We start from the raw sequence: 12,087 nt of genomic DNA on the forward strand, positions 1-12,087 counted from the left end.
TCTGCTCGCGCCTCTATTATTTAAGTGTTTTTAAATAGAAAGCATGGTTTTTGACAAGCAAAGAATCTGGTGGGTATAATCAATACTCACTAGCTTTTAAAATTAATCATAAATTGTCGAAATTTTTACACAAATTAAAGGTTACATTCGAAATGAATTGTGGTATGTTATAAAACAAGAATATTTTATGAAAGGAGCATTGAAATGGAAATGTCTCTTGAACATGGAAACGATGCAGGAAGCGAACAGCTTATTGATCGTATCCTAGACTTTTTAGAAGATGACGAAAAGTAAAAAAAGAGTGTGCGGTGCTATCCCTAGCCGCGCACTCTTTTTTTATCATGTGCGTAAAGGCAGCGCCATACTATGATACATAGGGATAGAATGAAAGGGTCTCTGTCAAAGGGATTGACGAATGGTTTTGTTTGATAGAAAATTTAGAAAAAGGAAAGAGATGAAGGGTATGTCGAACAAAACATCTTTGTATCAAACAAAAGAACAATTAAAAAAGCTTGTAAGCGAATTGGTTTCTATACCTAGCGTGACAGGAACGATGGCAGAAGTGGAAATGGCTGAATCGATAGCGTCTTATTTATTGAAGCTGCCTTACTTTCAAAGAAACGAGCAAGTCGAGCTTCATTCAACAGGAGACGGGCGATCGATTGTCACAGCTTTTGTTCAAGGGAAAAATACGAATAAAACAGTTGTACTAGTAAGTCATTACGATGTAGTGGATGTACAAGATTATGGACAGTGGAAAAAGGATGCTTTTCACGCTGATACATTAACGAGTACTTTTTATAACCATATGGAACAAGTTCCGGCGCACGTACAAAAAGATATGATAAAAGGAGACTGGCTTTTTGGCCGAGGAACGATGGACATGAAAGCAGGCATTGCCCTGCATATCAGTATGGTTGAACGAGCATGCAACGGAGAGTTTGACGGAAACATCCTGCTGCTGTCGGTACCGGATGAAGAAGTAAATTCGCTTGGGATGAGAAAAGCAGTGCCTGTTCTTTTAGAACTTGCCCGCAAACATCAGCTGGATTTTTCTCTCATGCTAAATGCAGAACCAGTGTTCAGCCGCTATCCTGGAGATCAAACGAACTATGTGTACTCAGGATCGATTGGGAAAATCATGCCAAGCTTTTTGTGTTATGGAAAAGAAACTCATGTAGGGGAACCGCTAGCTGGTTTAAATGCTAATTTACTAGCTTCTTATTTAACAAAAGAAATAGAATTAAACGTTGATTTTTGCGAAAAAGTAAGAGAAGAAACGAGTCCACCTCCTACGGTGCTGATACAAAAAGATTTAAAAGAAGAGTATTCAGTTCAAGTTCCGCACTCTGCTGTTGTATTATTTAATTTATTTATGTTAAACCGCTCTCTTAAAGAAGTAACAGATCTGCTGTTGAAATCGGCTGACAAATCGGCTTTGAATGTGAAAAAACACTATAATAAAGCCGCTAGGCAGTACGCTGCGGGAATGGAGGGTTCATCTCTTGACGTGAACGTATGGACGTATGAAGAACTTTATACTCATGCAGTCAAACAGCACGGTGAAAAATATGTGAAAGAAATGGAAGCAGCACTTTTGGCACAAGAGGATGATGACAGAAATAAAACCATTAAATTAGTAAACTCTTTAGCTGGTTTATGTAAAGAAGCAGCTCCGATGATGGTCTTATTTTTTACGCCGCCTTTTTATCCGGCCGTTTGTTCACATGATGATCCGTTTGTACAAGAGATTTTGTCAAACGTACAGGCAATTGCCAAAAAGCAATTCCAAGTGGAGCTAGTTGAACAAAGTTATTTTGGCGGAATTTCGGATTTAAGCTATGCCAGCCTGCAGCATCCGCTTCATACATTTAACACGTTAGTAGCAAATATGCCGCTATGGAATAAAGGGTATCATATCCCGCTAGAAGAGCTAGAGGAGCTGAAGATGCCGGTACTGAACATTGGACCGCTGGGAAGAGATGCGCATCAATGGACCGAAAGATTAGACGTTCAGTATTCCTTTGAAATTTTGCCTCATTTCATTTATCAAGCCGTAAAAGAAGCACAGAAATAAACATCCGCCCGCGGATGTTTATTCGTTAAATTTAAAAAAGGCTCCTTGTATGGTAAATTGTTGCGGTGTTAGAGCGTGATCCAATTCAACTAAAAATGGACGCTCTCCAACTTTTTTTAATGTATCATGGACAATTCCTTGAGTTCCGCTGCAAAAGATAAGGTTTCCCCCATTGATATGTAGCTTTTGACAACATGCATTAAGGGAAGAGTCTCTATAGCTTTCTCCAGGCTGAGCGTCTAGTAGTTTCGTCCACCTGTTGATGGATTCTTCAAGGTTATGTACAGCACAGTAAATGTTTTTTAGCTGCAGCTGACCGGCTTGGTGGGAAGAAAGAGCCGCTAGATTTGGCTTGCGCTTTTCTACCGGTTCACCCCACTCAATAAAGAAAGGAAGAGGCAGGGAATCGAGGTCATCTTCAATAAAACACATTTTCCATTGAAGCTGTTCTCCATCATTGGTTTGGCGAGAGCCTTCTACAGGACCTTTTATAGTATAGTTCTTGCGCTGCAGCTCGTTTATTAGCAAGTCCATATCATCTGTACGAAGTGCAAATCGACCAAAATGACCAAACGGTGTATGTTCGTTAACAAGCTGTTGAATAAGATCATTATCTGTAATGGTTTGAGCTAATGCGAGATCTCGGAGCCCGAGCCACTCGATATAGCTCAGGTTAAAATAAGCCAATGTATTAAAAGTCCCCCATTTTTCATGGATACCGCCTTTAATGACATTTATTCCGTATTCGTTTAGTTCTTTCTGAGCGCTAATAGGATCAGGTGAAAAATGAACAAGGTGATCAAAAGATAAGTGCATGAATAGGCCTCCTTTTAAGAGAAATGCTTTCCATTATTATACTTGATTTTCTCTTTCAAGAAGAGCAAAACGAATGATTATGTAAGATGTAAAATAGAGAGTTTAAAAAAAGCAAGCCGTGTACGTTTGAGACTCGACTTGCTTTTGAGTTATTTAGCGGCGGCAACCATGTCCTTTAAAGCAGCAGCCCAATGATTTATTAAACCATGGATATGAGCAGCAAGGCGAACCGCATTGACAGTGGTGATGACGGCTAGAGCGACGAGTAGAACGGCGAGTAGAGCGGTAAGTAGAACGACGGTTAGAACGGCGAGTAGAGCGGTAAGTAGAACGACGGCTAGAACGGCGAGTAGAGCGATAAGTAGAACGACGGTTAGAACGGCGAGTAGAGCGATAAGTAGAACGTCGGGTAGAGCGTCTTCTAGAACTTTTACGTCGAGAAGTTGGCTCTTGATACATAAATGTTTCAAGCTCCGTACAAGAGAGAGATTCTGCTGCTTCTCTAATTTTTTGAGCAGTGATATGCATATAAACACCTCCTGGCTAATTCAGTAGTACATAATACAATATGTACAAGGGAGATGTTTGGATATAGTGAAAACATGGAATTTGTCTAAATTTATGAATGAAATGGAGTGGGTTTAATGCTTCAAACCCTAGAACATCAAAGAGTGGACATTGCTTTTCAAATAGTAGCTGTGCAAGTAGAAGCTTATCAAGAAGAAGCAAGGCTCATTGGTTTTTCAGATATTCCTCAGCTTACAGAAAGCAAAGAAGATATTATGAAAAGCAAGGAAGTGTTTATCGGAGAAATGATTGAAGGTAAGCTAGCAGGAGTGCTGTCGTTTGAAAAAGAAAATGAGCGATTAACGATTTGCCGCCTTGTTGTGCGTCCTCGGTACTTTCGAAAGGGAATCGGAAGCCGTCTTTTAACACATGTACTTCAAAGATATTCTGAATGTGAATGTATGGTGTCTACAGCCGAAAAAAATACACCTGCGATTAAGCTGTACAAAGCGCATCAGTTTTCAATTATAAAACACACTGCAGCTGCTGATAATCTTGTGTTAGTAACGATGAAAAGAGATTGAGACATAGCTAAATTAATCCAAAGACCAACAAATTAATGACATAAGCTAGGAGGAATTGGCTGGTGATTTCTGTGCAAGACTTCGCTTTCCGCGGGCGCTGAGCCTCCTCGTCGATTCCGCTTATCCCGCAGGAGTCTCCGCCTTGCTCTCCAATCAACCACTAGAAGTACCTATATACATGAAACCTACGTTCACTATCACCATGAAAAAGATCCGAACGATTCATCGTTCGGATCTTCTTTCAACTACACTACTTCTGTCTCAGCCTCTATGAGGATAGTGTTTGCTCAGAATAATCTAGAGCTGTATGACGCTGAATCAGCAGTAAAGCAGCTAAAGTGACAACCGCTCCAATAATAAAAGGCAGCGTCATATTTAGTTTAAAAGCAAATGCACCAAGCAGAGGGCCAAAAATACGCCCTAAGCTATCCATTGAAGCAGTTAGCCCCGAAGCAGAGCCATATCCTACTTTGGTTCTCATCGTAATTAATGAGAGGACACAAGGACGGATAAGGGCATTTCCTGCTGTAAATATGCACAAAAATAAAGTAGCATTAGCCGCACTAGAAGATAACAAAATAGACGTAAATCCTATTGCTGAAACCAATAAACCAATGGCCATCAGCTTTTTTTCGTTTCCTTTTTTAAATCGCTGCAGCACACCGCCTTGAATCAGCGCTTGAGTTAAACCGCTCGCCATAAACATCCATCCGATTGTCGTAGGAGTAGCATTAATTTTTGCTATTTGAAAAAATTGAAAAGTAGCTTCTAAACCAGCGAGCGTAAAAGTCGCTAAAAATGAAAGAACATATAAATACTTCATAGCTCCTTGAAAATCTGACGTAAAGTCATGCCATCTCGATGTCTGTACTTTATCAGCAGAGTCTTTTCGTAAAGATTCTTTTAACGTAAAGAATGAGAACGCTGTCATAATCAGTGACAAGATACCAGAGATAACGAAGGGAACAAACAAGCCGAAAGATGAAAGGACCCCGCCTAATGCCGGCCCAAAAATAAAGCCTAAGCCAATCGACATTCCTAACAGTCCCATTGCTTTCGTGCGGTTTTCTTCATCTGTACTATCAGAAGCATATGCAAAAGCACAAGGAATAACAGCTCCTGCGAACAAACCTCCGATGATGCGCGACGTATACATTAAAGTCAGAGAGTTTTCTGCCACCGAAAAAAGAAAAAAGCTTGCGCTAAATCCAAGTAAGCCCCAAAGCAAGATGGGACGCCGGCCTTTTACATCTGAAAGCCTTCCCCAAAAAGGTGCAGTAATAAAAGATGCGATCGAATAGCTAGCCATTAGTACTCCTAAATTGACCGTGCTTGCACCCGTGGCACGAATAACTTCAGGTACGATGGGGATGATCACTCCAAAGCCGACAAATACCATAAAAATAACAAACATTAACGTTCCAAGCTGTTTGTTCATATGCAATTAAGCCCCTTTCTCTGTAGAACATGCCGTGAGTTTAGTATACCAAATACAAAGAAGTTTTTTACGTATATTGGGTAAAAAGCGTTTTATTTACAAATGGATAACTATGTTAATATTTACCTGTTTTGCTGAGGGTGATACAATTAAAAGAAAAGGGACGTGAAGCGATTGCCAATATGGATTGTATTTGCTGGGATCATAGGCGGTCTTTTAGGGTTTGGGGCGCTAGTGGATTATATAGCTAAAAAGAGAAGTATCGAGTTAGATCCAGAAGAAGGAATAAAGAATGCTTCTGATGCAGAACAAATCTATGTGGAAAATTATCTTTATCAAACAAAAGAAAATAACAATCACTTTCAATAAAAAAGCTTGGAGACGAATCTCCAAGCTTTTTTAATGCGGTAAAAAGATGAGCTGATAGAGAAATAAAACAGCAAAGACATACACAAGCGGATGGACTTGTTTGCCTTTTCCTTTTACCAGCTTCATTAACGGATAAGAAATGAAGCCAAGCGCAATTCCTGTTGCAATACTTGATGTAAGAGGCATCGCTAGAACAACTAAAAAGGCAGGGAACGCTTCATTAAAGTCATTCCAATTAATTTTAGCTACAGCACCCATCATCAAGCTTCCGACAATAATTAATGCAGGTGAAGTAATAGCTGCTACGCCAGAAACCGAGCTTACAACCGGACTAAAGAACGCTGCAACAATAAATAAAATGGCTACCGTCACACCTGTTAGACCTGTACGTCCGCCTGCTGCTACGCCAGATGAAGATTCAACGTAAGCCGTTGTTGGGCTTGTACCAAATAAAGCTCCAATCGTTGTACCAAATGAGTCAGCAAGCAATGCTTGACGTACGCGAGGCATCTTATTACCTTTCATAAGACCGGCCTGTTGAGCTACTCCTACCATTGTACCTGTTGTATCAAAAATTGTAACAAGTAAGAAAGAAAAAACAACTGTGTACAAATCATGATGAATAACATCTCCAAAAGCAGCAAAAGGATTTGAAATCATTAAGCCGTCTGGAAGGTGAGGAGAAGCAAACAAACCTTTATCAAATGAAAGCTGTCCTCTAAAGAAAGCAATTAATCCCGTAATAATCATACCGAAGAATAAAGCGCCGTTTACATTTAGCGTATATAAAATGATTGTAATCGCAAGTCCAATCAGTGTTAAAACTACTTTTTCAGACTGCAAATCACCAAGTCCAATTAAATTTGATTTATTTGCAACAATAATACCGGCTGAACGAAGCCCGATAAAAGCAATAAATAAACCGATACCAGCACTAATCGCGTGCTTTAAATTGTTTGGAATAGCTTCAATTAATTTTTCACGAAACGATGTTAACGATAGGATGATAAAGATAATACCCGCTACGAATACAGCTGAAAAAGCAGTAGCATAGTCGATACTTCCATTTGAACCAACAACTAAAGCAGCAAAGTATGCATTCATTCCCATACCGGGAGCAATAGCGATTGGATAGTTAGCTGCAAGAGCCATCCATAGCGTAGCTACGACTGCTGAAATAATAGTAGCTGTAAATACTTGATCAAAAGGAACGCCGGCGCTGGACAAAATAACTGGGTTCACAATGACGATATAAATCATGGTTAAAAACGTTGTAATACCAGCTGAAATCTCCGTTTTAGCATCCGTGTTATATTCTTTTAACTTAAACATGAGTAACCTCCAAAAATAACGAACATTAAAAGCAACATGATATATAATATTCGTTTTTTACTTGAAATGCAATAGATTTGCATATAAAAAAACAAAAACTAAAAAAGTGACGATAAAAGAGCTAAAACAAGTGTGAAATATTTCTTTTTTTCGGTGCTTTTTATAGTGTGTGCGTATAGAAGAGGCTCATACGAGAAAAAGCCGCTTGGGCTGCAGCGGCTATGTTGCTTGTTTTGAGGCAACGACTATTGGAAATTTTATTTTAATGGAAAGAGTTAAATCGTGATACGTATATTCCAAGCGTCCGTGGTAGTTGGAAACAAGTTCAGAAATGATCCACGTGCCAAGGCCTTCGTGGCGTTCTTTCTTTTCTGTAACATGAAAAGAAGTAAACAAGTGATCTTGACGCTCTCGTGATAAAGGAGCGGTAGAATTGCTGACTTCTAAAATGTAAATGCCACTTCGAATCATACTCGAAACGGTTATCTCTTTTTTCTCAGAAGAATGGGCGGCTTCTAAAGCATTATGCAGTAAATTCATGATGAGATTCATTTGGTCAAGGTGCTTTAAAGGCAGCTGTGATAACGGTGAATCTAATTGAACATTCATATGTATTCCCCACGTATGTGCTTGATTCTTGCTTTGATGTACAACAGAAGCAACGTGAGAATGTTCACCTTGAATATATGAATGGGTATCATTCAAAGCTTCAACGTAATCTTGAATATACTCTTGTGCCTGCTGTCTTTGATTTGTTTCTAGAAGATAGGATACGGCACTGACATGCTTAATAAAATCATGTCTTTCAGCCCTTAACGCTTGAAAAAGCTCATTGTTTTTTTGAATTTCACGTGAAGCACTGCTTTCCCGGTTGGTTACAAATATGTATTGTTGATAAGACGAAAACATGTCGGTCATGTAACCAATCATTGCGATAACGGTTAGGCCAATACTAAAAGGTGAAGATAGGCTAAATAAAAGCAGGAAAAAAGACGTCATTACGATTGCTTTTTTTATATTTATTAAAGGAGCTGTTTGATATTTCTTTCTCCATATAAAAAATGAACTAATTATAAAAGAACTAAGTAGGAGATGTAAACTAACAGGCAGGTCTTTAAAAAAGAGGAGCACGAAAACAGTTAGTAAAACTAGTGTGTAAAATAGTTTCATTTGAGATAGTCCCTCCTTTAAAAGTATTCTTTTTGCAAGATGTCTAAATTTGTTTTCGTGATTAAAGCTGTTTTTTCGGTGCTTTGAAACATCACTGAGTAGGAGTGCTTAGTATACAGGGAGAAATTTTGAATATAGGAAATGTTGATAATAAAAGCTCGATGAGACCTTAGAAAATGACTCGCTGTTAATTCTTTTTCAATTTCGTTTAATGATTGATAGGTACTAAATTCTCCATGTGTCGTTATGATTGTGGTAGAGCGACCTGTTCGTTCTGCAAATATAATATCTTGTTTGTTCAGCACTTGCATTTCGGTTTTTTGTTTTAAAATAAGCTTATCTCTTGTGTCAGTTGATTGTTTTTTTTGATGAAAACGCTGAATGCCTTTTAACAGACGCTCTTTAGAATAAGGCTTCATAATGTAGTCTAAAACATTGAGTTCAAATGCATGAACGGCAAAGCCGCTGTGCCCAGTGACAAAGATGACTTGAATATCAAGTGCGTAAGCATTGATAAAGTCTGCAAGCTCATAACCTGATAGCTTTGGCATTTCAATATCTGTAATTAATAAATCAATTTCATTTTTTTTAATTTCGTTATAAGCTTCCTCCGCGCTGCTAGTCGAAAAAAGTATGTCTATATCATCTTCTCTTTCTAAAGAAATCCTCAATTTCTCTAAATCATATGAATGATCGTCCACTAATCCTACCTTCATAAATAAAAACCCTCTTTGTTTCATTCTATTGGATATTACCACACTATTTTACCATGATTTACAAGATGGAAAGGACGTTTCGCGACATAAAAAACCCTCTTTATGACAAGATGGAAGATGCTGTATGAAAAATAAGCTAAGATATAGTCAATCACAGTAAAAGGGGAGAGCGGATATGATTGAAATCAAAGGTGTGACGAAATATTTTAAAGAGAAAAAGCAAACAATTGCAGCTGTTCAAGATATTCATGTAACCATCGCACAAGGAGAAATTGTAGGGCTATTGGGTGAAAATGGAGCGGGGAAAACAACCCTTTTACGTATGTTGTCGACTGTGCTAGAACCGTCAGAAGGAGATATATTTGTGAACGGAATTAACATTCATAAACAGCCCGATAAAATAAAACAAAGAATTGGCGTGCTTTTTGGCGGTGAAACAGGTTTATACGACCGTTTGACAGCTCGTGAAAACTTAGCTTATTTTGCAAAGTTTTATGGCATGAGCAAACATGAAACAAAGATAAGGATTGAGGAACTGGCCAAACGTTTTGGAATGAAAGACTACTTGGATCGCCACGTCGGAGGCTTTTCAAAAGGAATGCGTCAAAAAGTAGCCATTGCACGCACTATTCTTCATAACCCGGACGTTATCCTATTTGATGAGCCGACTACAGGATTAGACATTACATCCGCAAACATGTTTCGCGAACTTATTAAAAGTCTGCAAAGAGAAGGAAAAACGATTATTTTTTCCAGTCACATTATGGAAGAAGTGGAGATGCTGTGTCAGTCTATCATCATGATCCATAAAGGACAAATGATTTATCAAGGAACAAATGAACAATTGTATAAAGAAGAGGAAAGTACAGACTTAAATTACATCTTTATGTCGCGTATCGTGAGGGGGCTTAATATGATTTGGCACATTTATAAAAAAGAGTTAATTGATTGTTTGCGAGATCGCAAAACGATTATCTTTAGCGTATTGATTCCGATTTTGTTAAATGTAGGGATTATCTTTTTTGCAGACAAAATGATGGCTAGTGATCAAACAGACTCCATGTCTGTAGCTGTTACAAAGAATTCTGATGCCAGTGTGATCGACTGGTTAAAAAACGATGACAATATTAAAGTAATTGAAAGCAGAAATCCACTCAGTGCTGTAGAACAAGGGAAAGCATTAGCGGCGTTAAAGGTACCAGACGATTTTTCTTCAGAAGTGCGTGAGATGAAATCGCCAGAAGTTACTGTTTATACGGATTCATCCAGTATGAACTCAGGCGCTACCGCAGAGTATATACAAAATATACTGAATAAACATCGAGAAGCTATAGTTAGTGAACGCTTAGACCAACTAAATGTAAATAGTCAAACGATGGCTCCGTTTAATGTGATTGAAAAAGGAGTATCTAAGGAAGATGACGGCTCTTTAACAATGGTTGCGATGTTTGCGCCAATGATTATCATTATGGGCGTTTTAGGTGGCATTCTTCCTTCTGCCAATGATATTTTTGCAGGTGAAAAAGAACGGAAAACAATGGAAGCTTTATTGATGTCTCCTGTAAAACGAACGCAATTATTGATTGGGAAATGGCTTACTATCTCTACATTTGGTATATTGAGCGGTCTTTTGTCCACATTTACATTTGTTTTGTCTGTACGTTATTTAACAACCGTATTAAATGATGCACTGCAGCTCAACGGTCATTTTACAACCTTTATCTTCTCGTTTTTAGTCACCCTTACCCTGCTAGCGCTTCTAGGAGCTATGGTATTATGTATTCTTAGCCTTTTAGCAAGTTCGGTTAAAGAAGCGCAAAGCTACACATCCCAAATTATGATGGTAGCGATACTTCCATACTTTTTACTGATGGGAAAATCCGTACACGAACTGCAGCCAAGCGGATTTTTAATTCCTATTTATAACGTATTTGCACTTATGAAACAGCTTCTCTACGGTGTCTATGACATGCAGAGTCTTGCCTATACAATAGGAAGCTTGTCGGTTTGTACAGTTGTTTTATTTACGATTGGTTATACGATGTTTAGCAAAAGCCGTTGGGTACTTGGTAAAGGGTAAGAGGTTGGGACAAAAGTATTTTAGTTGAAGGAAGATCCGAACGAGTAATCGTTCGGATTTTTTCAATGGTATGGTGAGCGTAGGTTTTACGTATGTAGTTAGCTGCTTCTAGCTGTTGATTGGAGGGAAAGACGGAGACTCCTGCGGGAAAATCGAAAAATTGACGTTTCCAAAGCAAGGGTGTACATCGGATGTTGGTATTCTTCATACCGCTAAAGGGAGATATGTTTTAAAGCGGGCAAAAAGGGAAAAGTACAGAAAATGGTTATATAAGGAATATTATGTATTGGATCATATACAGGAACTGGAAGGCTTTCAAAGTCCGAGAGCTTATAAATTCGTTCAAACAGCAGAGCAGAGCTGGCTGCTGCTAGAGTTTTTTGAAGGAAAGACTGTAAGAGAGTATTTAGAGAAAGAAGGTAATGAAAAAAAGCGCGAGTACGTTGTCTGCGAAATGGGGCGTCTGCTTGCTCGTATTCACGATGCTGAGTGTCCAGAACCGCTAGTGAGTAAGCAGCCATGGATCCATCGAATGCTGCAAGAGGCACAGTACAATTTAACCCATTATAAGGTAGACGGAAACCAACAGCTGTTAAAACAATTACAGGACCAACACATGATATGCAGGAAAGAGGTGCTGATTCATGGAGATTACTCGATTGATAATGTGCTTGTACATGACGGTCAGATAGCAGCTGTTATTGACTGGAGCGGAGGAGCCTGCGGAGATGCTCGTTATGATATGGCTCTTGCTGTGCGCTTTGAAGACGGAATCTTTACAGGTAAAGAGCGCGCATCTTTTTTTAAGGGATATGGCAAGCAGATTTCACAGAACGAATTTTGTTATTTTGCAGAAGGTTTATACGAGTTTTTTTAAGGAATAGTGACATCATTTTCTTCATTTGTTGAACGTCCGCTTTCTTTGACGAATTCATACTAGTTTTGTCACGTATGAAGGGATTTAAAAATTTCTCTCGAAATGGCTAGTAAATGAAAAA

11 protein-coding genes and 2 pseudogenes are annotated in these 12,087 nt (G+C 38.7%); 6 read left to right on the forward strand and 7 right to left on the reverse strand.

The features are described 5' to 3' along the window. Positions 1 to 463: 463 nt before the first annotated feature. Entirely contained in the window at positions 464 to 2,077 is a 1,614-nt protein-coding gene (locus Q5794_RS06370) for a M20/M25/M40 family metallo-hydrolase (RefSeq protein ID WP_192996895.1), read from the forward strand. An 18-nt stretch (positions 2,078 to 2,095) separates the two neighbouring features. Here the strand turns inward: Q5794_RS06370 and Q5794_RS06375 are convergent, their stop codons facing one another. Beyond that, a complete protein-coding gene (locus Q5794_RS06375; protein WP_214985479.1) occupies positions 2,096 to 2,893 on the reverse strand; it encodes a VOC family protein in 798 nt (265 codons plus the stop codon). 153 nt (positions 2,894 to 3,046) lie between these two features. After that, positions 3,047 to 3,421, reverse strand: a complete 375-nt coding sequence (locus Q5794_RS06380; protein ID WP_374988894.1) for a CotG/ExsB N-terminal domain-containing protein — start codon at positions 3,419 to 3,421, stop codon at positions 3,047 to 3,049. Positions 3,422 to 3,537: 116 nt separating this feature from the next. Between Q5794_RS06380 and Q5794_RS06385 the strand changes: the two genes are divergently transcribed. Next, positions 3,538 to 3,984 (forward strand): N-acetyltransferase, encoded by a 447-nt coding sequence (locus tag Q5794_RS06385; protein ID WP_214985485.1) that lies wholly within the window; start codon positions 3,538 to 3,540, stop codon positions 3,982 to 3,984. Positions 3,985 to 3,991: 7 nt separating this feature from the next. On the opposite strand, the gene Q5794_RS06390 is transcribed toward Q5794_RS06385, so the two are convergent. Both Q5794_RS06390 and Q5794_RS06395 read right to left on the reverse strand, forming a co-directional pair. Continuing rightward, positions 3,992 to 4,141 carry a hypothetical protein gene (locus Q5794_RS06390; protein ID WP_374988895.1) on the reverse strand — a complete coding sequence of 50 codons (150 nt, stop codon included), beginning with the start codon at positions 4,139 to 4,141 and terminating at the stop codon, positions 3,992 to 3,994. Positions 4,142 to 4,252: 111 nt separating this feature from the next. Then, complete coding sequence (locus Q5794_RS06395; RefSeq protein WP_374988896.1) at positions 4,253 to 5,422, reverse strand: MFS transporter; 1,170 nt, start codon at positions 5,420 to 5,422, stop codon at positions 4,253 to 4,255. Between the two features lie 174 nt (positions 5,423 to 5,596). On the opposite strand from Q5794_RS06395, the gene Q5794_RS06400 reads away from it, so the two are divergent. Beyond that, positions 5,597 to 5,791 carry a hypothetical protein gene (locus Q5794_RS06400; RefSeq protein ID WP_013082184.1) on the forward strand — a complete coding sequence of 65 codons (195 nt, stop codon included), beginning with the start codon at positions 5,597 to 5,599 and terminating at the stop codon, positions 5,789 to 5,791. A gap of 30 nt (positions 5,792 to 5,821) precedes the next feature. On the opposite strand, the gene Q5794_RS06405 is transcribed toward Q5794_RS06400, so the two are convergent. From Q5794_RS06405 to Q5794_RS06415, 3 genes are all read right to left on the reverse strand, one after another. Next, a complete protein-coding gene (locus tag Q5794_RS06405) occupies positions 5,822 to 7,123 on the reverse strand; it encodes an NCS2 family permease (protein ID WP_374988897.1) in 1,302 nt (433 codons plus the stop codon). A gap of 219 nt (positions 7,124 to 7,342) precedes the next feature. After that, the gene (locus Q5794_RS06410; RefSeq protein ID WP_374988898.1) at positions 7,343 to 8,293 is read right to left on the reverse strand and encodes a sensor histidine kinase; all 951 of its coding nucleotides are present in this window, start codon (positions 8,291 to 8,293) and stop codon (positions 7,343 to 7,345) included. Between the two features lie 17 nt (positions 8,294 to 8,310). Continuing rightward, positions 8,311 to 9,009 carry a LytR/AlgR family response regulator transcription factor gene (locus tag Q5794_RS06415; protein ID WP_374988899.1) on the reverse strand — a complete coding sequence of 233 codons (699 nt, stop codon included), beginning with the start codon at positions 9,007 to 9,009 and terminating at the stop codon, positions 8,311 to 8,313. Positions 9,010 to 9,184: 175 nt separating this feature from the next. Between Q5794_RS06415 and Q5794_RS06420 the strand changes: the two are divergent. From Q5794_RS06420 to Q5794_RS06430, 3 genes and pseudogenes are all read left to right on the forward strand, one after another. Continuing rightward, positions 9,185 to 9,922 (forward strand): annotated as a pseudogene (locus tag Q5794_RS06420) (ATP-binding cassette domain-containing protein); the annotation flags it as partial. An 18-nt stretch (positions 9,923 to 9,940) separates the two neighbouring features. Further along, a pseudogene (locus Q5794_RS06425) lies at positions 9,941 to 11,089 on the forward strand (ABC transporter permease); the annotation flags it as partial. A 115-nt stretch (positions 11,090 to 11,204) separates the two neighbouring features. Beyond that, positions 11,205 to 11,966, forward strand: a complete 762-nt coding sequence (locus tag Q5794_RS06430) for a phosphotransferase family protein (RefSeq protein ID WP_251033940.1) — start codon at positions 11,205 to 11,207, stop codon at positions 11,964 to 11,966. Positions 11,967 to 12,087 lie beyond the last annotated feature (121 nt).

Origin of the sequence: Priestia megaterium, from assembly GCF_041941685.1 — a bacterium.
Classification (GTDB): domain Bacteria; phylum Bacillota; class Bacilli; order Bacillales; family Bacillaceae_H; genus Priestia; species Priestia megaterium_C.

Bases quoted from the DNA above. Each gene is read 5' to 3' on its own strand.
- Q5794_RS06370 (WP_192996895.1), top strand. From the start codon at position 464: ATGTCGAACAAAACATCTTTGTATCAAACAAAAGAACAATTAAAAAAG.
- Q5794_RS06375 (WP_214985479.1), bottom strand. From the start codon at position 2,893: ATGCACTTATCTTTTGATCACCTTGTTCATTTTTCACCTGATCCTATT.
- Q5794_RS06380 (WP_374988894.1), bottom strand. From the start codon at position 3,421: ATGCATATCACTGCTCAAAAAATTAGAGAAGCAGCAGAATCTCTCTCT.
- Q5794_RS06385 (WP_214985485.1), top strand. From the start codon at position 3,538: ATGCTTCAAACCCTAGAACATCAAAGAGTGGACATTGCTTTTCAAATA.
- Q5794_RS06395 (WP_374988896.1), bottom strand. From the start codon at position 5,422: ATGAACAAACAGCTTGGAACGTTAATGTTTGTTATTTTTATGGTATTT.
- Q5794_RS06405 (WP_374988897.1), bottom strand. From the start codon at position 7,123: ATGTTTAAGTTAAAAGAATATAACACGGATGCTAAAACGGAGATTTCA.
- Q5794_RS06410 (WP_374988898.1), bottom strand. From the start codon at position 8,293: ATGAAACTATTTTACACACTAGTTTTACTAACTGTTTTCGTGCTCCTC.
- Q5794_RS06415 (WP_374988899.1), bottom strand. From the start codon at position 9,009: ATGAAGGTAGGATTAGTGGACGATCATTCATATGATTTAGAGAAATTG.